The following is a 23,652-nucleotide window of genomic DNA, read 5'->3' on the forward strand; positions in this document are numbered from 1 at the left end:
CCCGGACACCACTCACCCACCACCTCGGAACACTCACCGCCGCCCCGGGACAGTCACCCCACCCCGAGCAGCACCGCCAGCCCCACCGCCCCGGCCACCACCGGCACGAGGATCTCGTAGGCCCACCGCACCGTCACCTCGCCCTTGGAGCTCGCGGCGTCCTTGCGCGCCTCCCACAGCTCGCGCAGCTCGTCCATGGTCTTGTCGCCCTGGGCCCGTACCGGCCCCTCCGCCTGCACGGCGGTGGCCCCGGCACCGTCGGTGCGCCCACCGGGCTGCATCTGCCCCATGCCGCCGAGGATGCCGCGCCCGCGCCCGCCGCCGGCCGCCCGCCGGTCCTCCCGCCGCGCGGCCTTCTTGCGGCCCCGCAGCGAGACGGGAACGGACCACAGCTGGTACTTGTCGCCGCCCTCGGCGAAGACCTCGTTCGAGTAGGCGGACCGGAACGAGGCGACCTCCCCCCAGGGGAGCACGATCACGCGGAACGGATTGCGCACCCGCAGCCGGTCCTCGTTCGCGAAGACGGCGGGCCGCACGGTGTAGGCGGCGACGAGCGGCACCAGGAAGACCAGCGCCGCGAGCGCCTTCCAGCGGGTGTCCCCCTCGCCGGTGACCAGGGCGTCGATGCCGAGCCACAACGCGAGGGCGAGTACGAGCACGCCTCCGGAGATGCCCGCGGGCGAACGGTAGACCCGGTCCTTGGACACGGGTGCCGACGGCTGCGGCGAGGGCGACTGAGGCTCCGGGGTCGTCATGCAGCCGATTGTGCCCGACGGCCCGCCGGCCGGTCACGGGCGGTGCCATCGAACCGCCGGACGGCACAGGCGGTGCCATGGAACCGCCGGACGCCACAGGCTGTGCCATCGAACCGCCGGACGGCCACGCGGTGCCGGTCCATCGAACCGCCGGACGGCCCACGCGGTGCCGGTCCATCGAACCGCCGCCCGGGACTGTACAGACCGCTACGCGCGTAGATATGCTCACCTGGTGACCATGCCCACCACCGCACCCGCCGCACAGGGCCCCGTGAACGGCCCCGCACACGGACTCGCCGACGTCACCGCGTCCGACAGCACGCTGCGCCGCTTCCTCCACGGGTTGCCCGGCGTCGACACGGTCGGCCTCGAGGCGCGCGCCGCCTCCCTCGGCACCCGTTCCATCAAGACCACCGCGAAGGCGTACGCCCTCGACCTCGCCATCTCGATGGTCGACCTGACGACGCTGGAAGGCGCGGACACCCCGGGCAAGGTCCGGGCGCTCGGCGCGAAGGCGGTCCGCCCCGACCCGACCGACCGCACGGCGCCCGCCACCGCCGCCGTCTGCGTGTACCCCGACATGGTGCCCACCGCCAAGGAGGCCGTCGCCGGGTCCGGCGTGAAGGTCGCCTCGGTGGCCACCGCCTTCCCGGCCGGCCGCGCCTCGCTGGCCGTCAAGCTGGCCGACGTGCGCGAGGCCGTGGCGGCGGGCGCGGACGAGGTCGACATGGTCATCGACCGCGGGGCCTTCCTCGCGGGGCACTACAGGAAGGTGTACGACGAGATCGTCGCCGTCCGTGAGGCCTGCGGCACGTCGGCCCGTCTGAAGGTCATCTTCGAGACCGGCGAGCTGTCGACGTACGACAACATCCGCCGCGCGAGCTGGCTCGGCATGCTGGCCGGAGCGGACTTCATCAAGACCTCCACCGGCAAGGTCGCGGTCAACGCCACGCCCGCCAACACGCTCCTCATGCTGGAGGCGGTCCGCGACTTCCGCGCGCAGACCGGCGTCCAGGTCGGCGTGAAGCCGGCCGGCGGCATCCGCACCGCAAAGGACGCGATCAAGTTCCTGGTCCTGGTCAACGAGACGGCGGGCGAGGACTGGCTGGACAACCACTGGTTCCGCTTCGGCGCCTCCTCGCTCCTCAACGACCTGCTGATGCAGCGCCAGAAGCTGGCCACAGGCCGTTACTCCGGCCCCGACTACGTGACGGTGGACTGATCCCCATGGCATCCGCACCCGCATTCGACTACGCACCGGCGCCCGAGTCCCGAGCGGTCGTCGACATCGCCCCCTCCTACGGCCTGTTCATCGACGGCGAGTTCACCGAGGCGGCCGACGGCAAGGTCTTCAAGACGGTCTCGCCGTCCACCGAGGAGGTCCTGTCCGAGGTCGCCGAGGCCGGCGAGGCGGACGTCGACCGCGCCGTGAAGGCCGCCCGCAAGGCCTTCGAGAAGTGGTCGGCGCTGCCCGGCGCGGAGCGCGCGAAGTACCTCTTCCGCATCGCCCGCGTCATCCAGGAGCGCAGCCGCGAGCTGGCCGTCCTGGAGACCCTCGACAACGGCAAGCCCATCAAGGAGACGCGCGACGCGGACCTCCCCCTGGTGGCGGCGCACTTCTTCTACTACGCGGGCTGGGCCGACAAGCTGGACCACGCGGGCTACGGCGCCGACCCCCGCCCCCTCGGCGTGGCCGGCCAGGTCATCCCGTGGAACTTCCCCCTCCTGATGCTGGCGTGGAAGATCGCCCCGGCGCTCGCCACCGGCAACACGGTGGTGCTGAAGCCCGCCGAGACGACCCCCCTCTCCGCCCTGTTCTTCGCGGACATCTGCCGCCAGGCCGGACTCCCCAAGGGCGTCGTCAACATCATCACCGGCGACGGCCGAGCCGGAGCGGCCCTGACCGCCCACCCGGACGTGAACAAGGTCGCCTTCACCGGCTCCACCGCCGTCGGCAAGCAGATCGCGCGCACGGTGGCGGGCACCCGCAAGAAGCTCACGCTCGAACTGGGCGGCAAGGGCGCCAACATCGTCTTCGACGACGCCCCGATCGACCAGGCCGTAGAGGGCATCGTCAACGGCATCTTCTTCAACCAGGGCCAGGTCTGCTGCGCGGGCAGCCGCCTCCTGGTGCAGGAGTCGATCCACGACGAGCTCCTGGACTCCCTCAAGCGCAGGCTCACCACCCTCCGCCTGGGCGACCCGCTGGACAAGAACACGGACATCGGCGCGATCAACTCCGCCGAGCAGCTGGCCCGTATCACCGCGCTCGCCGACCAGGGCGAGGCGGAGGGCGCCGAGCGCTGGTCCCCGGCCTGCGAACTGCCCTCCTCCGGCTACTGGTTCGCCCCGACGCTCTTCACGAACGTCACCCAGGCGCACACGGTGGCTCGCGACGAGATCTTCGGCCCGGTCCTGTCCGTCCTCACCTTCCGCACACCGGACGAGGCGGTCGCCAAGGCCAACAACACCCCGTACGGCCTGTCGGCGGGCATCTGGACGGAGAAGGGTTCGCGCATCCTGGCGGTCGCGAACAAGCTCCGCGCGGGTGTGATCTGGTCCAACACGTTCAACAAGTTCGACCCGACGTCGCCGTTCGGCGGCTACAAGGAGTCGGGCTTCGGCCGCGAGGGCGGCCGCCACGGCCTGGAGGCATACCTCGATGTCTGACGCACGACTCAGTGTCCTCAAGACCTACAAGCTGTACGTCGGCGGGAAGTTCCCGCGTTCCGAGAGCGGCCGGGTGTACGAGGTGACCGACGCAAAGGGCAAGTGGCTGGCGAACGCCCCCCTCTCCTCCCGCAAGGACGCCCGTGACGCGGTGGTTGCCGCGCGCAAGGCGTTCGGCGGCTGGTCCGGCGCGACGGCGTACAACCGCGGGCAGGTCCTCTACCGGATCGCCGAGATGCTGGAGGGCCGCCGCGACCAGTACGTCGCGGAGGTCGCCGACGCGGAGGGCCTGTCGAAGTCGAAGGCGGCGGCCCAGGTGGACGCCGCGATCGACCGCTGGGTCTGGTACGCGGGCTGGACCGACAAGATCGCCCAGGTCGTCGGCGGCGGCAACCCGGTCGCGGGCCCCTTCTTCAACCTCTCCTCCCCGGAGCCGACCGGCGTCGTGGCCGTCCTGGCCCCGCGGGAGTCGTCGTTCCTGGGCCTGGTGTCCGTCGTCGCCCCGGTCATCGCGACCGGCAACACGGCGGTCGTGGTGGCCTCGGAGAAGTCCCCGCTGCCCGCCCTCTCCCTGGGCGAGGTCCTGGCCACCTCCGACCTGCCCGGCGGCGTGGTCAACATCCTCTCCGGCCGTACGGCCGAGATCGCCGCCCCGCTCGCCTCCCACCAGGACGTCAACGCGATCGACCTCGCGGGCGCCGGCGAGGAACTGGCGAAGGAACTGGAGATCGCGGCGGCGGACAACCTCAAGCGCGTCCTGCGTCCACAGCCTGTGGACGGCGCGCACGCGGACTGGTCCGCGACGCCGGGCACCGACCGCATGACGGCGTTCCTGGAGACGAAGACGGTCTGGCACCCGACGGGCGCACTGGGCGCGTCCGGTTCGTCGTACTGACCGGCTCCCCGTCACCCGACGCCGACGCCGACGGGCCGCGGCTCCTCCCCGTCCGGAGGGGCCGCGGCCTTCACTCGGCCGCGCACGGCCTCAGCTCCGGCCTGCTCGGCGCGGTCTTCCGTCCCGTCAGCGGGGACAGGTCCTTCATGTACATCTCCGACCACTCCTTTCCGGCCAGGATCTGCTGGAGCCCCGAGCACACCTTGCTGTGCAGGAGCGGGTCGTCCGTGCGCATCGCCACCCCGTAGGGCTCCGTGCCCGCGCCGCTGGGCAGCAGCTTGAGATGCGCCGGATCGTTCCGGGCGTACCCGGCGAGAAGGACGTCGTCCGAGGCGACCGCGTACACGCTCGAGCGCTTGTCCAGCAGTCTCTCCACGCACTCCTTGTAGGTGTCGGGCTGCCACTTCCCCGTGGTGTAGCCGTCCTCCTGCAACTTGTCCGCGTACGTGGAGTCCCGCGCCGTGCACACCTCGACGTGGTTCCGCTTCACGTCGACGGCTTCGTCGAGGTCGTACTTCGCGGAGTTCTTGCGGACGAGGAGGCTGCTGCCCGCCTTGTAGTAGGGGCCGACGAACCTGATGCCGTCCCGCTTCTCACGGGCGGGCGTCATGCTGTACGAGGCGACGACCAGGTCCACTTCCCCGTTCTTCAGCTTGCTCGCCCGGTTGGCCGTGGTCACTCCGTAGAAGTCCACCTGCGTCTTGTCGTAGCCCAGTCGCTCGGCGAGGGCATAGGCGATGTCGACGTCGAACCCGCTCCACACGCCGGTGTCCTCGTCGTGGAAGCTCAGCCCGGGCTGGTCCTCCTTGGCCCCGATCGTCAGCCGCTTCCTGGCGCTCTTCCACTGCTCCCACGCCTGCTCCGCGTCACCCCCGGCCGAGCCGGAGCCCTGCTGCCCGGAGGCGTCGTCGTGCTTGCCTCCGGAGTCGCCCCGCGAGACGAGCCAGCCTCCGCCGGCCAGCAGTACGACGCACGCCGCGGCCGCCGCGATCTTCCAGCCCCGGAACCGGCCGCGCCCCTCGCGCGCCGCCGGCGACGCCGACGGCGACCCGGAAGGCGCGGTTCCGGAATGGACGGGTCCTGGAGGGACAGTTCCGGAAGGGACAGATCCGGAAGGGACGGCTTCGGCGGGCGGCGCGGCGGGCGGCGTGGGCCGGGCCGTCGGCGGGGGCGCGGGGGTGGCGGCCCGCGTGGGGGTCGGCGTGCCCGGGTCGGCGAGGACCTCCCGGAGCATCGCCTCCGCCGCGGCCGCGTCCAGGCGACCGTTCGGGTCCGTGGCCAGCAGTCCCTGGATGACGGGGCCGAGGGGCCCGGCGTACCGGAGCACGGGGTCGGGCGACTCCTGGATGTTCGCCTGCACCTCCCAGACCTCGTTGCCGGCGAAGGGCAGACGTCCCTCGACCATCTCGTACAGGGTGACGCCCAGCGCCCACAGGTCGGAGGCGGACGTGGGGCCGTGGGCGGTGGGGACGAAGAGTTCGGGCGCCAGGTAGGGGGGTGTGCCGATGACTCCGCCGTACCGGGTGACCCGGTCCGCGCCCTCGAAGGTGGCGATGCCGAAGTCCACCAGGACCACCTGGCCGCCGTCCCGCACCAGGACGTTGCCCGGCTTGACGTCGCGGTGCAGGACCGACGCCTCGTGGACCGCCCGCAGGCCCTGGGCCATCTGGAGGCCGATGTCCGCGGCCCTGGGCACGCCGAGGACCCCGTCACGGCTCAGCAAGTCGGCCAGCGACCGCCCTTCCAGCAGCTTCATCACGATCCAGACCTGGTCGGCGGTCTCGATCTGGTCGTGGACCGTCACCACGTTCTGGTGCTCGATCTTGGCGAGCGCCTCCGCCTCGCGGCGGGCGCGCTGCATCGCCGCCTTCTGCGTGTCCGGGGTCATGGCCCTGCGGTCCAGGAGCCCCTTCACGGCGACGAACCGGCGCAGCCGCCGGTCGTGGGCCTTCCAGACCTCGCCCATGCCGCCGCTGCCGATGGGCTCCAGCAGCTCGTAGCGGCCCTCGATCACGGTGTGGGGGACGGGGGGACGATCCTCGGGATGCCCGTCGGCTCCGCCGCCGGCCCCGTTGATTCCGTCGTCGTTGTGCACTCGGCCCCCTAGCACCACTTGCGCGAAACGTGAGTCACCACAGATTAGACGGCCGCCCCGCAAAGCCCCCGCGACGAACGGGCAGGGCGGACCACCGTGACGGAAACGGGCCGCGACCCCCCGCTCGGAGGGATCGCGGCCCGGCGTGCGCGACACCGCGTCAGCGCAGCAGCTCCGTCGCCTGGCCCAGCACCGGCACGGCGCCCAGCGACTGGGCCTGGGCGACCGGCCCGGTGAGTGCCGTCGAGGTCAGCGGCTGGAAGTCGGCGACCTTCGTGCCGACGCCGTTGTCCAGCGGGTCGACGCCCGTGCCGGCCAGCGGGTTGGGCTTGAGGTCGGCGACCGGCCCGGTGACGTAGCCGACGGTGCCGGTCACGGCCGCCAGGCCCGCCTGCGGGTCGATGTTGCCCAGCGAGGTGGGACGGGTGTGGGCCAGGCCGGCGATGGTCTCGCCGCCGTCCGCGGAAGCCGTCGCCGCTCCTGCTGCCAGGGCGGCCCCGGCGGTCGCGAGAGCGACCAGGGCGCGCTGTGCGTGCGGGGTGCGGGGGGACGCGTGTCGGGCCATCGCTGCTGCCACCTCTTGGTGTGGATTGCTACGGACTGCCCTGATAACAGCGCACACCGTGATCAGGTCACCGCACAAACCGCACGGAGCGCAACCGGCGTGTGACGCGTGCTGCAAAGTGCACCCGCGGGGTCGTCCGGCGGCCGTCCGATGCCTCAGACTGGTGTCCCGTGAGCTCCCATCCGCCCATACCGACGCGAGTCGTGCTGCTCTGCGGCCCCTCCGGCTCCGGCAAGTCCCTCCTCGCCGCGCACTCCGGCCTCCCGGTGCTGCGCCTCGACGACTTCTACAAGGAGGGCACCGACCCGACGCTGCCGACGGTGCCGCTCGGTTCCGACATCGACTGGGACCATCCGGCGTCTTGGGACGCGGACGCGGCCGTCGCCGCCATCGGGGAGCTGTGCCGCACGGGGCGTACCGACGTGCCCGTCTACGACATCTCGCTGAGTGCCCGCACCGGCGAGGGGACGGTCGACATCGGGCGGACGCCGCTGTTCCTCGCGGAGGGCATCTTCGCCGCGGAACTGGTGGACCGCTGCCGGGAGCTGGGCGTGCTGGCCGACGCGCTGTGCCTGAGCCGGGGCCCGTTGAGGACGTTCCGGCGCCGCTTCCTGCGGGACCTGCGCGAGAGCCGCAAGTCCGTGCCGTTCCTGCTGCGCAGGGGCTGGCGGCTGATGCGGCTCGAGCGGTCCCTCATCGCCCGGCAGACGGCGCTGGGCGCCCACGCCTGCGACCGGGACGAGGCGATGGGCCGGCTGGCCGCCGCGGCCGCGGGCCGGTGCGCCACCAGCCGTACGACGGTGTAACGCCCGCCCCCGCACGCGGAAGCGGGACTGGACGGACCCCCCGGCCCTCCAGTCCCGCTCCCTTTCCACTCCCCCGTGGATCCCCCGTGATCCCCGTCCCCCGTGTCCCCCGTTGTTCCCCCGTGGTGCTTCCCCGTGAGTAAGAGCCCGGGTTGCTCCCCCTGATACACCCCGGCTCCGAATTTCTTTTCACGGGGCCCCGCCCCCGGGCCGGTGCTCCCGGCCCGTACCTTCAGGCGACCAGTTCGCCGAAGGCGTCCTCCTGGTCACGGCCGAAGCTGAGGACCTCGTCCTCGCGCAGCCGGCGCAGCGACCGCCAGATGCTGGACTTCACCGTGCCGACGCTGATGTCGAGGATGTCCGCGATCTCCGGGTCCGTACGGCCCTCGTAGTAGCGCAGCACCAGCATGGTGCGCTGGAGCTCGGGCAGCCGGGCCAGCGCCTGCCACAGGACCGTACGCAGCTCGGTGCCGCGCATCGCGTCCATGTCGCCGGGCGTCTCCGGCAGTTCCTCGGTCGGGTACTCGTTGAGCTTGCGGCGCCGCCAGGCGCTGATGTGCAGGTTGGTCATGGTGCGGCGGAGGTAGCCGCCGACCGCCGCCTTGTCACTGATCCGGTCCCACGCCCGGTAGGTCGAGAACAGCGCGCTCTGCAACAGGTCCTCGGCCTCGAAGCGGTCGCCGGTCAGGTGGTAGGCGGTCGCGTACAGGGAGGAGCGGCGCTCCTGGACGTAGGCGGTGAACTCCGCCTCCGACAGGGAGCGGCGCTCCCCCCGGGCCTCCCCGTACGCGGTTCCCCCGTGCGTCTCCCCCCGGTCCCCCGTGTTCCCCGTTTCCCCCGTGTGCGCGTCAACCACCGTCATGTACACGGTGTGCTGACGCCCGGTGCCGCGAGCGCACCCCCGCCCGCTCACGGCACCGGACTTCTCGGCACCCCGGTGTCCGTGCACGTCGTGCAGACGCGTGACCACTGCGCTGGTGTTGGTGCCCTTCAGCGTGTTCATCTCGCGCCCCCCGTCGTGGACTGCCGGTTGCTTGTGACGAAAAGCTTGCCCCGGCCATTTCATGGCCGTGTCCGCCGACTGTCACAGAGCTGTCACAGGGGTCCGTCACGTCTGCGCCACGCTTCCTTCACAGGGTCCGGCGGCGTCGTGGGACCCCAACCGCACCCGCAGGTCGAACACCCACCCCCTCATGGGCCAGAATGAGCGCGTGCCTTCCCTGTTGCTGATCGAGGACGACGACGCCATCCGCACGGCCCTGGAGCTCTCCCTGACCCGCCAGGGCCACCGGGTGGCCACCGCTGCCAGTGGTGAGGACGGTCTGAAGCTGTTGCGCGAGCAGCGGCCGGACCTGATCGTGCTGGACGTGATGCTGCCCGGCATCGACGGTTTCGAGGTGTGCCGCCGCATCCGGCGCACCGACCAGCTGCCGATCATCCTGCTGACCGCGCGCAACGACGACATCGACGTGGTCGTCGGTCTCGAGTCGGGCGCCGACGACTACGTCGTCAAACCCGTCCAGGGCCGGGTGCTCGACGCCCGGATCCGGGCCGTGCTGCGGCGCGGGGAGCGGGAGTCCACCGACTCGGCGAGCTTCGGCAGCCTGGTCATCGACCGTTCCGCGATGACCGTGACGAAGAACGGCGAGGACCTCCAGCTCACGCCGACCGAGCTGCGACTGCTCCTCGAACTGAGCCGGCGGCCCGGACAGGCGCTGTCCCGGCAGCAGTTGCTGCGGCTGGTGTGGGAGCACGACTACCTCGGCGACTCCCGGCTGGTGGACGCGTGCGTGCAGCGGCTGCGCGCCAAGGTCGAGGACGTGCCGTCGTCCCCGACCCTGATCCGTACCGTGCGCGGTGTCGGCTACCGGCTGGATCCGCCTCAGTGACACGGGAACACCAGGGGGGTACCCGCGGCCTGGCCGCGGCGCGCAAGGGATTCTGGTCCGGGCTGCGCTTCACCAGCCTCCGGCTGCGGCTGGTCCTGGTCTTCGGCCTGGTCGCGCTCACCGCCGCCGTGTCCGCGTCCGGCATCGCGTACTGGCTGAACCGGGAGGCGGTGCTGACCCGCACCCAGGACGCCGTGCTGCGCGACTTCGAGCAGGAGATGCAGAACCGGGCGGGCGCGCTGCCCGAGCACCCCACGCAGGACGAGGTGCAGCACACCGCGGGGCAGATGGCCAACAGCAGCCAGCGGTTCTCGGTGCTGCTGGTCGCCGAGGGCACCGACGGCGGTGCCGTGTACGGCAGTTCGGGCGGCCTGGGCGGCTTCGCGCTGTCCGACGTGCCCGAGTCGCTGCGCACCGCGGTGAACAAGGAGCAGAAGGTCACCTCGGCCAACAAGCACCCGTACCACCTGTACTGGCAGCGGATCACCGACGACGGTACCCCGTACCTGGTGGCCGGCACCCGGGTGATCGGCGGCGGTCCGACCGGCTACATGCTCAAGTCGCTGGAACCGGAGGCCAAGGACCTGAACTCGCTCGCCTGGTCGTTGGGGATCGCCACCGCGCTCGCCCTGCTCGGCTCCGCGCTGCTCGCGCAGGCCCTGGCGACGACCGTGCTGAAGCCCGTGCAACGGCTCGGGGCCGCGGCGCGGCGCCTGGGCGAGGGCAAGCTGGACACCCGGCTGCGCGTGTCCGGCACCGACGAACTGGCCGATCTGTCCCGGACGTTCAACAGCGCCGCCGAGAACCTGGAGAAGCGGGTCGCGGACATGGCCGGCCGGGAGCAGGCCTCCCGGCGCTTCGTCGCGGACATGAGCCACGAGCTGCGTACGCCGCTGACGGCGCTCACCGCGGTGACGGAGGTGCTGGAGGAGGAGCTGGAGTACGCGGGTGAGGGCGAGGGCGGCAGCTTCGACCCGATGGTCGAACCCGCCGTACGGCTGGTGGTGAGCGAGACCCGGCGGCTGAACGACCTGGTGGAGAACCTGATGGAGGTCACCCGCTTCGACGCGGGCACCGCCCGCCTGGTCCTGGACGACGTGGACGTCGCCGACCAGATCACCGCCTGCATCGACGCCCGGGCCTGGCTGGACGCCGTCGAACTGGAGGCCGAGCGCGGCATCCACGCCCGGCTGGACCCGCGCCGCCTGGACGTCATCCTGGCCAACCTGATCGGCAACGCCCTCAAGCACGGCGGGTCGCCGGTCAGGGTGTCCGTGGCGCGGGCGGACGACGAGGTCGTCATCCGGGTGCGGGACAACGGCCCCGGTATCCCCGAGGACGTCCTGCCGCACGTCTTCGACCGCTTCTACAAGGCGAGCGCCTCCCGGCCGCGCTCCGAGGGCAGCGGGCTCGGCCTGTCCATCGCCATGGAGAACGCGCACATCCACGGCGGCGAGATCACCGCCGAGAACGCCGCCGAGGGCGGTGCGGTGTTCACGCTGCGGCTGCCGCAGGACCCGTCCCCGCCCGCGGACGAGGACGCCGAGGACACGGCGGAAGCCGCGGGCGACGGGAGCAAGGGCAAGGACGCGAAGGGACAGGTCTGATGACCGTACGCCGGCTGCCGGCCCTGACCGGGCTCCTGGTACTGGCCGTGCTGCTGACCGGGTGCGGCATCCGCGCCACCGAGGTGCCCACGGACTACGGTCCGGCGCCCTCGCGGGTGCGCTGCTCGCTCCCCGAGCCGGACGTGTCGACGCAGGCCGCGCCCGGTCTGCCCGCGCAGGTGTTCCTGCTGTGCGGTTCGTCGCTGGTGGCCGTGGACCGCACGGTGCGGGTGGCGGACGGCGCCTCGGACTCGGGACGGCGCGTGCTGGTGGCCCAGGGGCTGCTGGACGAGCTGGCGGCACAGCCGTCGGCCGCGGAGAAGGAGGCCGGGTACACGTCGGACGTGCGCCGCGGGATCAAGGTGACGGGACCGCGGTCCGGCGACCCCGAGGACGCACTGCGGCTGAGCGCCGATCCCGACGACCTCACCTCGTACGCCCTCGCGCAGGTCGTGTGCACCTTCTCGGACTCCGCCGCGGCCGAGGGCGACGGCTCCGTGATCCTGGCCGGGCCCACCGACCGGCCCGCCCGCCGCTACTCCTGCACGGACGAGGTCCGGGCCCGGCCCGGCAGCAACGAACCGCCGGCCGACGAGGTCACCGACGGCTGAGGGACCGCCGCGCGGCCCCCGCGGGGCCATGTGGCGCAAGCCTCACCCTTGCGGGCGAGAGCCCGGAACCGCGCACGGCGGGGGGTGCGTCTTGGGGTACGTGCAGCGTCTTGGGTTCCTCGGCGGCAGCGCCGCGCTCCGCATCCGTGTGACAGGAAGTGTTCTCCTCGTCGCACATTTCGCGTTCGTCGCCTGGTACGCGCTGCGGCCGCTGGACGTCCCCTGGGTGCTGCCGCCGAACCTGGAGCCCTTCGCCGGGATCCGCGCCGACCTGGCGCTGGGCGGGCGCGAGGCGGCCCGTTCGCTGGGCGGGTCGCTGGTCCTGCTGGCTCCGCTCGGCGTCCTGCTGCCGATGGCCGGCGGGCGGCTGCACGTCTCGCCGCTGGCGTCCCTGCTGCGCACCACGGCCGCCGCCGCGCTGCTGTCGGTGGGCATCGAGCTGCTGCAAACCGGGGTGCCCGGTCAGGTCGTCGACATCGACTCCGTGCTGCTCAACACGGTGGGCGTGGCCCTGGCGCACCTCGCCGTGGTCCCGGCGGGCCGGGCCCGGCTCCGTCGCCGGTACCGGCGGGCCGGGTGCGAGGGCGTCCCCCAGGAGGAGCCCGCTCAGGGTCGGACCCCGACGATTCCCAGGGTCGGTATCGCCCCGTAGAGCGACGCTTTGTGCCGTTCGTCTCCGTAGCGTGGAGGGCAGATGAAGGGGAAGCCGAAGGGCGGCCCCACCCACACGCTCACGAAGGAGCCGCGATGTCCCGCCTCGCCCGCCCCACCCACGGCCGCATGATCGGCGGAGTGTGCGCCGCGCTGGCCCGGCGCTTCGGCACCTCCGCCGGCACGATGCGGGTGATCTTCCTGGTCTCCTGCCTGCTGCCCGGCCCGCAGTTCCTGCTCTACCTGGCCCTGTGGATCCTGCTCCCGTCCGAGGAGAAGGCCGCCCGCACGGCCTGGTGAAGGACGTACCTCCCCTCTGGTACACCGATGGGGCGCACCCGGCGACCGGGTGCGCCCCTTCGGCGCGTACGGGGGGGGAGGCGCTGGTGCTCAGCCGCCCAGCGGGAGGCCGTTGACCGGCAGGCCCTGGGTGGGCAGCCCTTGCAGCGGCACCCCGCCGAGCAGCTTGGCGACCGGCTCGGTCGGGCCCTCGGCGAGCTGCTCGGCGACCAGCTGCTCGACGACCGGCTGCGCGACGGTCAGACCGGTGTGGGAGATCCTGCGGCCCTGCTCCAGCGCGTTGCCCGCGCCGGGCGCCACCTGGGAGACGGTCTCCGCGGGGAGGGTGCGGGCGACGGAGTCCACCGTCTGCGCGGTGTCGGGGAGCCCGGGGGCCGCGGTGGCCGCGCCCGCGCCGGCGGCGGCGAAGGCGGCACCGAGGGCGGCGACACCGAGGGTCTTGGCAGCAGACTGCTTCATGGAAATGCGTCCTCGTAAATGGGGAGACGGGGATGTGAGCGGTCCTCGACCGTAAACACGCCCGCCCCCCGACGGCAAACATCGAAATGCGGAAGGATTGTGAAAGCCCGCCCGCGTTTCCCTGTGACCGCCATCCCGTACTCAGCCCTCGGACTCCGAAGAACCGCTGGTCGAAGCCGTCTGCTGGAACAGCCATTCGGATTTCAGCTCGGCATATCCGGGCTTGATGACGTCATTGATCATGGCCAGTCGTTCATCGAAAGGAATGAACGCTGATTTCATCGCATTGACGGAGAACCACTGCATGTCGTCGAGCGTGTAACCGAACGCGTCGACAAGGTGCTCGAATTCCCGGCTCATGCTGGTGTGGGACATCAGCCGGTTGTCGGTGTTGACGGTGGCCCGGAAGTGCAGTCGCCGCAGCAGCCCGATGGGGTGTTCGGCGTAGGAGTCGGCGGCGCCGGTCTGGAGGTTGGAGCTGGGGCACAGCTCCAGCGGGATCCGCTTGTCCCGGACGTAGGAGGCGAGCCGTCCGAGCTTGACCGAGCCGTCCTCGTGGACCTGGATGTCGTCGATGATGCGCACCCCGTGCCCGAGCCGGTCGGCGCCGCACCACTGCAAGGCCTGCCAGATGGACGGCAGCCCGAACGCCTCGCCGGCGTGGATGGTGAAGTGGTTGTTCTCCCGCTTCAGGTACTCGAAGGCGTCCAGGTGCCGGGTGGGCGGGTAACCGGCCTCGGCGCCCGCGATGTCGAACCCGACGACGCCGAGGTCGCGGTAGCGGTTGGCGAGTTCGGCGATCTCCAGGGAGCGGGCCGCGTGCCGCATGGCGGTGAGCAGGGCGCCGACCCGGATGCGGTGGCCGTTCTCCCGGGCGCGCCGCTCGCCCTCCCGGAAGCCCTCGTTGACGGCCTCGACGACCTCTTCGAGGGTCAGCCCCTTCTCCAGGTGCTGCTCGGGCGCGTACCGCACCTCGGCGTAGACGACGCCGTCCTCGGCGAGGTCCTGCGCGCACTCCGCGGCGACCCGGACCAGGGCGTCACGGGTCTGCATGACGCCGACGGTGTGGGAGAAGGTCTCCAGGTACCGCTCCAGGGACCCGGAGTCGGCGGCCTGCCGGAACCAGGCGCCGAGCAGGTCGGCGTCGGTCTCGGGGAGGTCCGTATAGCCGGTCTCGCGGGCGAGTTCGACGACCGTGCCGGGGCGCAGCCCGCCGTCGAGGTGGTCGTGCAGCAGGACCTTGGGCGCCCGGCGGATCCGGTCCGGCGACGGTGTCTTCGAGACCGCCGCGGTGTTCGCCGCGGCGCTCTTCTCGGTGCTTCGGCTCGTCATTTCCGCACTCTAACTCCTACGCGCGTAGAACACCGGGCGAATGCCGGGACCGGGCGCGGTGTACGGACTCCCCGATATGTAACGGTGACTGCGCGGACGGGTTCCGTACACCCGGACTTCTGAGAATCTTCTGCCATGGCACAGCAAGCGACGCCGGTCCGTCGGGCCCGGCTGGGGCGGACGCTCGGTCCGGAGGGGACGGCGGTGAGCGGTGTGGTGCTGCTGCTCCCCGAGGGCGACGAGGTGTCCGACCGCAGGCCCTCCGCGCTGCTCGCGGCCGCGTCCGTACGCGCGTTGGGGCGCAGGCTGGCACGCGCGGGCCGGGAGGAGGGGCTGGCCACGCACGTCGTGCACTACCGCTACCGCGGCTGGAACGGCGCCGAGGCGCACCTGGCCCGGGATGCCGAGTGGGCCGCCGACGAGGCCGTACGGCGCTACGGGGACGTACCGGTCTGCCTGGCCGGCGTCGGCATGGGCGGCCGGGCGGCGTTGCGGGCGGCCGGGCACGAGGCCGTCAACTCGGCACTGGCGATCGCTCCCTGGCTGCCCGAGGACGACGTGGCCGCGCCACCCGAACCGGTGAAGCAGCTCGCCGGACGCCAGGTGCTGCTCGTGCACGGCACCAACGACGTGCGCAGCGACCCGGAGTTGTCGTTCCGGCTCGCGTCCCGGGCGAAGAAGGCGAACCGCGCCGTGTGCCGGTTCGAGGTGCACTCCGACGGCCACGGGCTGCGCCAGTACCGGGACGAGGTCGCCGCGCTGGCCGTGGACTTCGTGATGGGCGTGCTGTTCGGGCAGTCCTTCTCGCGTCCGGTGGAGGACGCCCTGGCCGCTCCCCCGCCGCTGGGGCTGCGGATGCCGTTGGCGGCGGGGTTCGGGAAGTCGTTGCGGCGGTAGCGCGTCAGCGGCCCGGCTGCCGCCGGGCCGGCCAGTGCGTCGTGGTGCCGCCGTGGCGGAGCAGGACGGTGATGGCGTAGACCGGGAAGAGCAGCAGGGCCAGGTTCGGGATCCACCACGTCGGGGACCAGTCGCCGCGCAGCGCCCAGAAGACGACGGCCTGTAGTCCGGCCGTGCTGGTGAGGGTGAGCGAGACGAGCATCAGGGGCAGCCAGAGCGGTCGGTGCCGGTGTGCGCGGCGTCCCAGTGCGCCCCGGGAGAGCGCCAGGGAGAGCAGTCCGGTGACGCTGGCGGCGGTGTCGAGGGGCAGGAACGAGTAGTTCCAGTCGCTCATGACCGGGTCGTCGTAGTCCTTGTAGGCGTACTCGGCCGGGATGAGCGCCAGCAGGGCCACCGACCAGTACAGCAGGAAGCCCAGGTCGGTCACCAGCATCGCCGTCTTGATGCCGGTCAGGCAGGGGGCACGGGTGGCGGATTCGGTGTCGGTCGCGGCGCTCATCAGTGCTCGACGCCTCCGCCCAGGTACATCACGGCCACTCCGCCGACGATCATCACCATGCCGACCAGGGTCGCCGTGCGCAGCTGCTCGCCGAACAGGAGGACGCCGCCGACGAAGGCCCCGACGGTGCCCACGCCGGACCACACGGCGTACACCGGCCCCACGTTCAGCGACTTGAGCGCCTGGGCCAGCAGGACGAAGGCCGCCGCGTAGCCGGCGACCACGAGGAGGCTCGGGGCGAGGCGGGTCAGTCCGTGCGAGGCGCGCAACGCGAGGGTCGCGGCCACCTCGGACACGATCGCTCCGGCCACCAGCAGGAATCCCATCAGCCGTCCCCCTGATCCTGTCGGGTCGTCAGTTCCTCCACCAGCGCCCGCAGCCGGCGGTGCTCTTCGCCGTGCGGCGGGGCCAGGCCGAGCAGCCGTGTGGTCCACCAGCCGTCCACGGCCATGCGGACCAGCGTCGCCACGCCGGGTGCCAGCCCGTCCTCGTCCAGCCGGCGCTGCCAGGCCTCGTAGCGCTCGCGGAGGATGTCGAGGACCTCCGGTCCGCCCGCCGCGGCGAGCAGGGCCACCGGTACGGCGGAGGCGGCCGGTTCACCGTCCTCCGAGACCTCCGGCGGGATGGAGGCGTCGAGCCATGCCTTCGCGAAGGCCCCGGGCGGCGCGTCCGGCCCCGGGAGTACGGCCTCGAAGCGGTCGACCAGCCGGGTGACCACGCCCTCCACGAGCGCGCGCTTGGAGGGGAAGTGGTGGAGCAGGCCGCCCTTGCTCACCCGGGCCTCCGCGGCCGCGGCGTCCAGCCGGACAGCGTCCACCCCGCCCCTGACCAGCAGGCGTTCCACGGCGTCAAGGATTCGGTCGCGCACGTACTCATCCGTTTCCGAAAGGGCTTACCAGCATTCCCGACCGTCTGGACGGTCGAATGAACCGTACCACACGCAACGCGCCCTGACCTGCGACATCAAGAAGGCCGGAACCATGAATTCCGTGCAATATTCTACGGCTTAAAATGATTTCGTTGACACACTTGACGGCGACCGGTTATGTTCGCCCTCGCCTGCCCAGACCGGCCGGCGCATACGATCATTCGGGGGAATACATGATCGAATCGAGCGCTTAGCGAACCCTGCGGGCCCCGTGGTCCACGGCGCTGCCCGCCCTTCTTCGCCTCACCTTCATCGCCCTCGGTCAACGGTGACCCGATCAGGGCGAAACGGCATCCTGCCCTGGCCGCATGCGCTCATCCGCGCCCTTCGGCATTCCTGCACGCCCTTTAGTGACTTGAATTCAACAAAGGGAAAGTTCGTGACAGCTGAACTCGGCACCAAAAGCGGAACCGTGAAATCCCCGCCCGACATATACTCCCGGTTCGCCGCATTCACTGCGGCCGACGACCTGATCGCGGCCGGGCTCTATCCGTATTTCCAGGCCCTCCAAAGCGGTGAGGGCAGCACGGTGCGCGCCGGCGGCCGTGACCTGGTCATGTGCGGTTCCAACAACTACCTGGGCCTGACCGGCGACCCCCGGGTCCTGGCCGCCGCCCGCGGCGCCACCGAGCGGTACGGCAGCTCCAGCACCGGATCGCGGTTCCTCAACGGGAACACCGAACTGCACGAGGAACTGGAGGTGGAGCTCGCCGCGTTCCTCGGCAAGCCCGCGGCGCTGGTCATGTCGACGGGCTACCAGACCAACCTCGGCGTCCTGGCCGCCCTGCTCACCCCGCGCGACTACGTGCTCATCGACCACGACGCCCACGCCTCGCTGGTCGACGGCTGCCGGCTGAGCGGCGCCCGGATGCGCAAGTTCCCGCACAACGACGCCGCCGGGCTGCGACGCGTCCTGGAGCGCCTGCCCGACGACGCCGGGCGCCTCGTCGTGGTGGACGGCGTCTACTCGATGGAGGGCGACATCTGCGACCTCCCCGCCGTCACCCGCGTCTGCGAGGAGTACGGAGCGCGTCTGCTCGTGGACGACGCGCACGGCCTCGGGGTGCTGGCGGGCGGCCGGGGCACGGCCGCGCACTTCGGGCTGACCGACCGGGTCGACCTGATCACCGTCACGTTCAGCAAGTCGCTCGCGTCGCTGGGCGGCGCCGTGCTCGGCAGTCGCGAGGCCATCCACTACCTCAAGCACAACGCGCGCAGCCTGATGTTCAGCGCCTCCATGACCCCGTCCAACACGGCGTCCGCCCTGGCGGCGCTGCGGATCCTGCGCGCCGAACCGGAGTTGCCGGCGACCGCGCTCGCCAACGCCGACCACGTGCGGCGCGGTCTGACCCGCGCCGGAGTGCTGGCCGGTGAGAGCAGCACCCCGATCATCCCCCTGCCGACCGCCGGCGCGACCGACACCGTACGGATCTGGCAGCGCCTGGTACAGCGGGGCGTGTACGTCAATCCCGTACTGCCGCCCGCCGCCTCGCCGCGGCTGCGCACCAGTTACACCGCGGCCCACACCGTCACGCAGCTCGACCGGGTCGTCGACGCCTTCGCCGCCGAGGTCGCACCGCACCAGCGGGCGCTGCGGCCGGCCGCGTCGACCAGCGTGGCATGACCGGCGTGGACACCGGCGCCGCCCCGGGGCCCGTCAGCGCCCGCGCCGGGGCGACGTCGGCGCTGGCCGCGGCCGGGCTCGCGCTCGGGGTCAGCGCGGCGGCCCAAGTGGTGCGACACGACGGCCTGGTGACGTCGGCACTGCTCCTGCTCGCGTTCCTCCTCACCGCCGGCGCGGCACACACCCTGGGCGGCACACCGCCCCGGTCACTGCCGACCGCACTGCTCGCCCTGGGCCTGGCGGTCGCGTGTCCGGGCGGCCGGTGGGGACTGCTGCTGGGCGGGGCGTGCTGCGCGGTGGCGGCGGGGCTCGTGACGGCCGCACTGGTGGGCCCGGCGCGCGAGGGCGGTGCTGGTGCTGGTCCGGGTGCTGGTGCTGGTGCTGGCTCTGGTCCGGACTCAGGGCCGGGCCGGGGTTCGGGTTCGACCCCAGCCTCCGGCCCCGGGGGTGGTGTGCCCGTGCGGAGTGCGGTGGTCCTGTTGTGTCTGGCCGTCGCTCTCGGGTGTGCGGCCGCGGCCGTCCGGCTGCCGGAGGCCCGTGCTGCCGCGAGTGCGCTGGCCTGCTGCTGCGGCCTGCTCCAGCTGACCCGTACGCCCGTGCCCGGGTGACGGGCCCGGCGGCCTTGTGTCCGCGGGCCGCCGGCCCGCCGGCCCGCCGACCCGCCGTCCCACCGCCGTACCGCCCTACCGCCCTACCGCCCCACCGCCGCGCCGCCTCGTCCCCTCACCTCGCCTCCCCTCCGCTCCTCCCTCCGGCCTTCCCGCCCACGCCCTGTCTCCGAAGGAGTCCGCATGTCACGAATAGGCCTCGCCGTCCGCGCGCTGCGCCTCGCCGCCACCAAGGCGCACGCAGATCCCACCGCCGACTACGACGCAGCCAGCGGTGACTACGACACGTTCTTCAGCCCGGTGATGGGAGGACACTCCGTCGCCGCCCTCGACGACGTACCGGTCTCCCCGGGCGACACGGTCGTCGAACTCGCCTGCGGGACCGGCCACCTGACCGCCGAGATCACGCGCCGGCTGCGCGGCCGCGGCACCGTGCTCGCCGTCGACAAGTCGCCCGGCATGCTCGACGTCGCGAGGCGGAAGGTGCTGCCGCTCGCCCAGGACGCACCGGACCTGCGGGTGGAACTCTCCGAGGGAGACATGGACGGCTTCGTACGGGGCATCCCCGCGGGCCGGGCCGACCTCGTCGTGGTGGGGTGGGCGATCTGCTACACGAAGCCGCCTCGGCTGCTCGCCGAGATCAACCGGATCCTCCGGCCGGGCGGACACGTCGTCGTGATCGAGACCCGGGCCGACGCGCACCACGCGCTCACCGGTGCCCTCGAGCGGGTCTTCGCCGACGACCCCTCCCTGCTCACCGGCCTGATCAGGGTCTCGCTGCCGAAGGACGCGGCGACGGTGGCCCGCTGGTTCGCCAAGGCCGGGCTGACCGTGCGCACCCAGCGGGACGGCGCCCAGACGATCCCGGCGCACACCCCGGCCGCCGTCATGGAGTGGGTGCAGCGTTCCGGCGCCGCGGCCGGCTTCAAGACCGCCGTGGACAGCGACCGGGAGCAGCTCGTGCTCAGCCGGATCGAGGACGGACTGGCCGAGCTGCTCCGCCGGCAGGGCACCCTGGACATCGAGCACACCTTCGTCGTGGTGACCGGCGCCAAGCCCGCCGACGTCCGCACGGGGCACGCCGACCGCCCGGACGGGGTCGTGCCGGCATGACGGACACTCCGACCTCCCCTGGCGCGACCGGCACGGTCCACGTACCGTCTCCGCCCGATCCCTCGCCCGGACCGGCACCGGCACGGTCCCCGGTGCAGCGCGCCCTGTTCCGGCTCGCCGAGGGCCTCGCCCGGCGCCCGAAGACGGTGATCGCGGTGTGGGCCGTACTCATCGCCCTGTGCACACCGGTCGCGGGACAGCTGCACTCGGTCCTCACCGACCAGGGCGCCTCCAAGGTGGTGCCCGGCACCACCAGTGCCCGCGCCGACGAGCTCACCAAGCGGGCCTTCCCGCAGCGCTCGGAACGTGAGGTCACGGTGGTGGCCGAGGCCACCGAGGCCTACGGCCCCGGCCTGCGCGCACTGCTGGCCGCTCTGGACGCCCGCCTGGCCGGCCCCCTGCGCAGCGGCGAGGTCCAGAGCACCGCGTCCGCGTTCACCCTGTACCGGGACGCGACCGCCGCGCTGCTGGGCGGGGTGCGCGAGCAGGCCCGCGACCGGGGCGACTCCGCCGCCGGGCGCCGCGCGTACGTGGACGCCGAGGTGGCCGCCGGGCGCGTCCCGGCCGCCCTCGCGCCCACCGCGCGCAAGGCGGTCGAGGCCGCTTCGCGCCAGGAGGTCACGCGGCTGGCGGGCGACTTCACCGTCGCCACCGACTGGCGCGACTTCCCCGTGGACGTCCCCGGCGGCGCGGCGGCCCGGCTGCTCTCCCAGGACGGCGGCACGGCGCTGGTGTCGGTCGCCTACGCGGCGGACGGCCACGGCGACCCGGACGTGGAGGGGCTGCGCACCTCGGTGCGCGACCTGGCCGGCGACCGCGACGGCTTCACGGTGCACGTGACCGGGGAACTGGCGCTCATCCACGACACGTACGCCAAGGCCGAGGCGGACAACGCCCTCATGGAGTCGGTGGCGTACGTCATCATCTTCGTGATCCTGCTGGTCTTCTTCCGGGCCGTGGTGCCGGCGGTCCTCACACTGGCGGTCGTGGGCCTGTCCATGAGCGTCAGCCAGGCCGCGCTGTACGGACTGGGCCAGCAGGTGACGCTCACCCAGTTCACGGTGACCATCATGCAGTTCGTGATGCTGGGCGCCGGCGTCGACTACAGCATGCTGCTGTCGTCCCGCTACCGCCAGGAGCGGCTCGCGGGGCGGCCTCCGCGCGAGGCGGCGGTGCACGCCACGGTGCACGCCGGCGAGAGCATGCTGCTGGCCGCGGTCGCCGTGGCCCTCGCCTTCGGCGCCACGCTGCTGTCCCCGGTGGACTGGATCCCGCCGCTGGGCTACGGCGGGCTCCTCGGCATCCCCATCGTGCTCGCCGCCGCGCTGACCCTCACCCCCTGTCTGCTGGTGCTGCTCGGCGACCGGTTCTTCGCGCTGGGGCGCGGCGCGCTGGCCGATCTGGAGCACGAGGGGGCGATGGGCCAGCACCTGCTGCGCACGGCGCACTTCGCCCGCCGCCGGAAGGTGGCGATCGTCGCCGTGTTCCTCGTGGTGACGGCTCCGCTCGCCCTGCTGGTGGCGGGCAACCGCTCCACCTCCGACCCGGTCGCGCTGAGCCCGGTCACCGACGCCCGGCAGGGCTTCGAGACGCTGGCCGGCGAGTGGGGCAACAGTGCCGCGCTGCCCACCACGGTGCTCGGTCCTGCCGCGTCCGGCGTCGTACGCGACGGTGCGCTGACCGACGAGGGGCGGGCCGCGGTCGCGCGGTTCACGGAGCGGCTCGCCGCCACCGACGGGGTGGCCTCCGTGGACTCGGCGACGCAGCCCTTCGGGACGCCCTGGTCCGCCGAACAGGCCGCCGCCGGACCGGCCTTCCTCACCGACCACGTGGCCCGCGACGGCACCCTGCGGTTCGTCGTGGTGCTGGACGACGACCCCTACTCGGCCGCCGCGGCCGACACCCTGGACCGGCTGCGGGACACCGTCCGGGAGACGGACGCGGGTGTCGGGGAGCTGGTGGTCGGCGGGGCCACGGAGGTGGACCTCCAGTACGGGGCCGCGCTGCGGTCCAGTTTCTGGCAGATGGTGGCCCTGGTCAGCCTCGGGGTCTTCGTGATGCTCGTGATCACGCTGCGGTCGCTGTTCGTCCCGATCCGGCTGATCGCCACGATCATGCTGAGCAACGTCTGGGCGATCGGGCTCACCGTCCTGATCTTCCACCACTGGCGCGGCGAGGCGGTCATCGACGACCTGCCGATCTTCCTCACGGTCCTGATGATGGGCCTGGGCATGGACTACGAGATCTTCCTGGTCACCCGGGTGCGCGACCTCGTCCGGGCGGGCGCCTCCCAGGAGGAGGCCACGGTGAACGCGGTCGTGGACACCGGCCGGGTCATCAACGCGGCGGGCCTGGTCATGGCGGGCAGCCTCGGCACGATGGCGTTGTCGTCCACGCTGATGCTCCAGGAGTACGGCGCGGGCCTCGGCCTCGCCGTCCTGCTCGACGCGACGGTGATCCGGATGCTGTTCGTGCCGGCCACGCTGCTGCTCCTGGGCCGGTACAACTGGTGGCTGCCCCGGTTGCGCCGGGGCGCCAAGCACCGTACGGCGGACGCGCGATGAGTGGCCTGCCCGCGCCCGCCCACCGGGCCCCGGGGCTGCGCGGCCGGGTGGCCGCGGCCCCGGTGGCCTCGGCCGGTGCCCTCTTCGCGCTGCTCGCCGCGGTGCGGATCGGCGGCGCCTTCAGCGTGCCGGTGATGGTCCTGGCGGTCGCCCTGAGCGCCGCGGCCCTGGGACTCGTGCCCCGCTCGCGGTGGGCGGACGCCGGGATACGGGGCTTCACCGGGTGGGGGCCGCTGCTGTGGTGCACCGCCGTGGTGGCCGTGGTCTACGCCCAGACGTTCCTCGCCACCCGCGCCGCCTTCGGCACGGACGAGGACAACTGGACGCGGTGGGTGCCCAAACTGTTCGAGGGCCTGGTGCCCGGCGCGCCCTGGGCGGACGTCGTGGCGATGGTGCTCGCCATGGGTGTCCTGGTGCCGCTGGTGGAGGAGGTCTGCTACCGCGGTGTCCTCTTCCGCGCGGTGGAACGCCCCTGGGGCACCCGCGCCGCGGTGGTCCTCACCGCCGCCGGGTGGGCCCTGGTCCACCTCGGCGACTACGGGCTGCGGCCCTTCAACCCCCAGGTGATCTGCGGCGTGCTGCCGTCCGTCTTCCTCATGGGCCTCGCCCTGGGCGTGTGCCGCGCGGTCACCGGTTCCGCGGTGGCCTGCGCGGTGGCGCAGGGCGTGTGCAACCTGCTGCTGCTCGGCGCCGTGCACCTCTGGCTCTGACCCGCCCGCGCCCGGCTCCGCCGGCCTGCCGCGTACGGCCTGCGCGTGCGGCCTGCGCGTACGGCCTGCGCATG

The 23,652-nt window shown here is 72.5% G+C and carries 24 protein-coding genes; 15 read left to right on the top strand and 9 right to left on the bottom strand.

Annotated elements, in window-relative coordinates; translation table 11 throughout:
* Positions 1 to 53: 53 nt before the first annotated feature.
* Positions 54 to 755, bottom strand: coding sequence for a PH domain-containing protein (locus tag B9W62_RS14430; protein WP_087807573.1), 702 nt, complete (start codon positions 753 to 755; stop codon positions 54 to 56).
* Between the two features lie 238 nt (positions 756 to 993).
* Here B9W62_RS14430 and deoC point away from each other — a divergent pair, with 238 nt between their 5' ends.
* Genes deoC through B9W62_RS14445 form a run of 3 tightly spaced genes read left to right on the top strand, consistent with a single transcriptional unit; the run spans position 994 to position 4,320 of the window.
* Positions 994 to 1,977, top strand: a complete 984-nt coding sequence (gene deoC, locus B9W62_RS14435) for a deoxyribose-phosphate aldolase (RefSeq protein WP_087811908.1) — start codon at positions 994 to 996, stop codon at positions 1,975 to 1,977.
* Positions 1,978 to 1,982: 5 nt separating this feature from the next.
* Entirely contained in the window at positions 1,983 to 3,425 is a 1,443-nt protein-coding gene (locus B9W62_RS14440) for an aldehyde dehydrogenase family protein (protein WP_087807574.1), read from the top strand.
* Positions 3,418 to 4,320 carry an aldehyde dehydrogenase family protein gene (locus tag B9W62_RS14445; protein ID WP_087807575.1) on the top strand — a complete coding sequence of 301 codons (903 nt, stop codon included), beginning with the start codon at positions 3,418 to 3,420 and terminating at the stop codon, positions 4,318 to 4,320. The genes B9W62_RS14440 and B9W62_RS14445 overlap by 8 nt, the downstream gene beginning before the upstream one ends.
* Positions 4,321 to 4,390: 70 nt before the next feature.
* Here the strand turns inward: B9W62_RS14445 and B9W62_RS14450 are convergent, their stop codons facing one another.
* Positions 4,391 to 6,415 (bottom strand): bifunctional serine/threonine-protein kinase/glutamate ABC transporter substrate-binding protein, encoded by a 2,025-nt coding sequence (locus B9W62_RS14450; protein WP_087807576.1) that lies wholly within the window; start codon positions 6,413 to 6,415, stop codon positions 4,391 to 4,393.
* A 160-nt stretch (positions 6,416 to 6,575) separates the two neighbouring features.
* Positions 6,576 to 6,980: a hypothetical protein gene (locus tag B9W62_RS14455; protein WP_087807577.1), complete on the bottom strand. Its 405-nt coding sequence runs from the start codon at positions 6,978 to 6,980 to the stop codon at positions 6,576 to 6,578.
* A 203-nt stretch (positions 6,981 to 7,183) separates the two neighbouring features.
* On the opposite strand from B9W62_RS14455, the gene B9W62_RS14460 reads away from it, so the two are divergent.
* On the top strand, positions 7,184 to 7,786 hold the full coding sequence (locus tag B9W62_RS14460; RefSeq protein WP_087807578.1) for a uridine kinase: 603 nt from the start codon (positions 7,184 to 7,186) through the stop codon (positions 7,784 to 7,786).
* A 232-nt stretch (positions 7,787 to 8,018) separates the two neighbouring features.
* On the opposite strand, the gene B9W62_RS14465 is transcribed toward B9W62_RS14460, so the two are convergent.
* Positions 8,019 to 8,789, bottom strand: a complete 771-nt coding sequence (locus tag B9W62_RS14465) for a SigE family RNA polymerase sigma factor (protein ID WP_179235491.1) — start codon at positions 8,787 to 8,789, stop codon at positions 8,019 to 8,021.
* Positions 8,790 to 8,997: 208 nt separating this feature from the next.
* Between B9W62_RS14465 and afsQ1 the strand changes: the two genes are divergently transcribed.
* The 5 genes from afsQ1 to B9W62_RS14490 all read left to right on the top strand — a co-directional run bounded on the left by afsQ1 (position 8,998) and on the right by B9W62_RS14490 (position 12,844).
* Positions 8,998 to 9,675 carry a two-component system response regulator AfsQ1 gene (afsQ1, locus tag B9W62_RS14470; protein WP_003974066.1) on the top strand — a complete coding sequence of 226 codons (678 nt, stop codon included), beginning with the start codon at positions 8,998 to 9,000 and terminating at the stop codon, positions 9,673 to 9,675.
* A complete protein-coding gene (gene afsQ2 / locus B9W62_RS14475) occupies positions 9,672 to 11,282 on the top strand; it encodes a two-component system sensor histidine kinase AfsQ2 (RefSeq protein WP_087807579.1) in 1,611 nt (536 codons plus the stop codon). Before afsQ1 ends, afsQ2 begins: the two co-directional genes overlap by 4 nt.
* Entirely contained in the window at positions 11,282 to 11,893 is a 612-nt protein-coding gene (locus tag B9W62_RS14480; RefSeq protein WP_087807580.1) for a hypothetical protein, read from the top strand. Before afsQ2 ends, B9W62_RS14480 begins: the two co-directional genes overlap by 1 nt.
* 100 nt (positions 11,894 to 11,993) lie before the next feature.
* Positions 11,994 to 12,545 (top strand): VanZ family protein, encoded by a 552-nt coding sequence (locus tag B9W62_RS14485; protein WP_087811910.1) that lies wholly within the window; start codon positions 11,994 to 11,996, stop codon positions 12,543 to 12,545.
* Positions 12,546 to 12,640: 95 nt separating this feature from the next.
* A complete protein-coding gene (locus B9W62_RS14490) occupies positions 12,641 to 12,844 on the top strand; it encodes a PspC domain-containing protein (protein ID WP_061442869.1) in 204 nt (67 codons plus the stop codon).
* A gap of 90 nt (positions 12,845 to 12,934) precedes the next feature.
* Here the strand turns inward: B9W62_RS14490 and B9W62_RS14495 are convergent, their stop codons facing one another.
* Positions 12,935 to 13,303, bottom strand: coding sequence for an ATP-binding protein (locus B9W62_RS14495; RefSeq protein WP_087807581.1), 369 nt, complete (start codon positions 13,301 to 13,303; stop codon positions 12,935 to 12,937).
* A gap of 141 nt (positions 13,304 to 13,444) precedes the next feature.
* On the bottom strand, positions 13,445 to 14,635 hold the full coding sequence (locus B9W62_RS14500) for an adenosine deaminase (RefSeq protein WP_087807582.1): 1,191 nt from the start codon (positions 14,633 to 14,635) through the stop codon (positions 13,445 to 13,447).
* Between the two features lie 135 nt (positions 14,636 to 14,770).
* On the opposite strand from B9W62_RS14500, the gene B9W62_RS14505 reads away from it, so the two are divergent.
* Positions 14,771 to 15,532, top strand: coding sequence for an alpha/beta fold hydrolase (locus B9W62_RS14505; protein ID WP_087807583.1), 762 nt, complete (start codon positions 14,771 to 14,773; stop codon positions 15,530 to 15,532).
* A gap of 4 nt (positions 15,533 to 15,536) precedes the next feature.
* Here the strand turns inward: B9W62_RS14505 and B9W62_RS14510 are convergent, their stop codons facing one another.
* The 3 genes from B9W62_RS14510 to B9W62_RS14520 are packed head-to-tail and all read right to left on the bottom strand — an operon-like array spanning position 15,537 to position 16,899.
* On the bottom strand, positions 15,537 to 16,031 hold the full coding sequence (locus tag B9W62_RS14510) for a DUF5360 family protein (protein WP_179235492.1): 495 nt from the start codon (positions 16,029 to 16,031) through the stop codon (positions 15,537 to 15,539).
* Positions 16,031 to 16,357, bottom strand: a complete 327-nt coding sequence (locus tag B9W62_RS14515) for a DMT family transporter (RefSeq protein WP_087807584.1) — start codon at positions 16,355 to 16,357, stop codon at positions 16,031 to 16,033. Before B9W62_RS14515 ends, B9W62_RS14510 begins: the two co-directional genes overlap by 1 nt.
* Positions 16,357 to 16,899: a TetR/AcrR family transcriptional regulator gene (locus tag B9W62_RS14520; protein WP_087807585.1), complete on the bottom strand. Its 543-nt coding sequence runs from the start codon at positions 16,897 to 16,899 to the stop codon at positions 16,357 to 16,359. Before B9W62_RS14520 ends, B9W62_RS14515 begins: the two co-directional genes overlap by 1 nt.
* A 439-nt stretch (positions 16,900 to 17,338) precedes the next feature.
* Here B9W62_RS14520 and B9W62_RS14525 point away from each other — a divergent pair, with 439 nt between their 5' ends.
* The 5 genes from B9W62_RS14525 (at position 17,339) to B9W62_RS14545 (ending at position 23,578) form a co-directional block, all read left to right on the top strand.
* The gene (locus tag B9W62_RS14525) at positions 17,339 to 18,583 is read left to right on the top strand and encodes an aminotransferase class I/II-fold pyridoxal phosphate-dependent enzyme (RefSeq protein WP_256976350.1); all 1,245 of its coding nucleotides are present in this window, start codon (positions 17,339 to 17,341) and stop codon (positions 18,581 to 18,583) included.
* Entirely contained in the window at positions 18,580 to 19,191 is a 612-nt protein-coding gene (locus B9W62_RS41120; RefSeq protein ID WP_087807587.1) for a hypothetical protein, read from the top strand. The genes B9W62_RS14525 and B9W62_RS41120 overlap by 4 nt, the downstream gene beginning before the upstream one ends.
* Before the next feature lie 183 nt (positions 19,192 to 19,374).
* On the top strand, positions 19,375 to 20,304 hold the full coding sequence (locus tag B9W62_RS14535) for a class I SAM-dependent methyltransferase (RefSeq protein WP_087807588.1): 930 nt from the start codon (positions 19,375 to 19,377) through the stop codon (positions 20,302 to 20,304).
* Between the two features lie 92 nt (positions 20,305 to 20,396).
* Complete coding sequence (locus tag B9W62_RS14540; protein ID WP_256976351.1) at positions 20,397 to 22,868, top strand: MMPL family transporter; 2,472 nt, start codon at positions 20,397 to 20,399, stop codon at positions 22,866 to 22,868.
* Complete coding sequence (locus B9W62_RS14545) at positions 22,865 to 23,578, top strand: CPBP family intramembrane glutamic endopeptidase (protein ID WP_087807590.1); 714 nt, start codon at positions 22,865 to 22,867, stop codon at positions 23,576 to 23,578. The genes B9W62_RS14540 and B9W62_RS14545 overlap by 4 nt, the downstream gene beginning before the upstream one ends.
* Positions 23,579 to 23,652 lie beyond the last annotated feature (74 nt).

The organism is Streptomyces sp. CS113 (assembly GCF_002188365.1).
GTDB classification, from domain to species: Bacteria; Actinomycetota; Actinomycetes; order Streptomycetales; family Streptomycetaceae; genus Streptomyces; species Streptomyces tendae.

Excerpts from the sequence above, each read along its gene's own strand:
- B9W62_RS14495 (WP_087807581.1), bottom strand. The coding sequence starts at position 13,303 with ATGAAGCAGTCTGCTGCCAAGACCCTCGGTGTCGCCGCCCTCGGTGCC.
- B9W62_RS14505 (WP_087807583.1), top strand. The coding sequence starts at position 14,771 with ATGGCACAGCAAGCGACGCCGGTCCGTCGGGCCCGGCTGGGGCGGACG.
- B9W62_RS14480 (WP_087807580.1), top strand. The coding sequence starts at position 11,282 with ATGACCGTACGCCGGCTGCCGGCCCTGACCGGGCTCCTGGTACTGGCC.
- B9W62_RS14500 (WP_087807582.1), bottom strand. The coding sequence starts at position 14,635 with ATGACGAGCCGAAGCACCGAGAAGAGCGCCGCGGCGAACACCGCGGCG.
- B9W62_RS14445 (WP_087807575.1), top strand. The coding sequence starts at position 3,418 with ATGTCTGACGCACGACTCAGTGTCCTCAAGACCTACAAGCTGTACGTC.
- B9W62_RS14545 (WP_087807590.1), top strand. The coding sequence starts at position 22,865 with ATGAGTGGCCTGCCCGCGCCCGCCCACCGGGCCCCGGGGCTGCGCGGC.
- B9W62_RS14515 (WP_087807584.1), bottom strand. The coding sequence starts at position 16,357 with ATGGGATTCCTGCTGGTGGCCGGAGCGATCGTGTCCGAGGTGGCCGCG.
- B9W62_RS14465 (WP_179235491.1), bottom strand. The coding sequence starts at position 8,789 with ATGAACACGCTGAAGGGCACCAACACCAGCGCAGTGGTCACGCGTCTG.
- B9W62_RS14440 (WP_087807574.1), top strand. The coding sequence starts at position 1,983 with ATGGCATCCGCACCCGCATTCGACTACGCACCGGCGCCCGAGTCCCGA.
- B9W62_RS14510 (WP_179235492.1), bottom strand. The coding sequence starts at position 16,031 with ATGAGCGCCGCGACCGACACCGAATCCGCCACCCGTGCCCCCTGCCTG.
- B9W62_RS14535 (WP_087807588.1), top strand. The coding sequence starts at position 19,375 with ATGTCACGAATAGGCCTCGCCGTCCGCGCGCTGCGCCTCGCCGCCACC.
- B9W62_RS14430 (WP_087807573.1), bottom strand. The coding sequence starts at position 755 with ATGACGACCCCGGAGCCTCAGTCGCCCTCGCCGCAGCCGTCGGCACCC.
- B9W62_RS41120 (WP_087807587.1), top strand. The coding sequence starts at position 18,580 with ATGACCGGCGTGGACACCGGCGCCGCCCCGGGGCCCGTCAGCGCCCGC.
- B9W62_RS14490 (WP_061442869.1), top strand. The coding sequence starts at position 12,641 with ATGTCCCGCCTCGCCCGCCCCACCCACGGCCGCATGATCGGCGGAGTG.
- B9W62_RS14455 (WP_087807577.1), bottom strand. The coding sequence starts at position 6,980 with ATGGCCCGACACGCGTCCCCCCGCACCCCGCACGCACAGCGCGCCCTG.
- deoC (WP_087811908.1), top strand. The coding sequence starts at position 994 with ATGCCCACCACCGCACCCGCCGCACAGGGCCCCGTGAACGGCCCCGCA.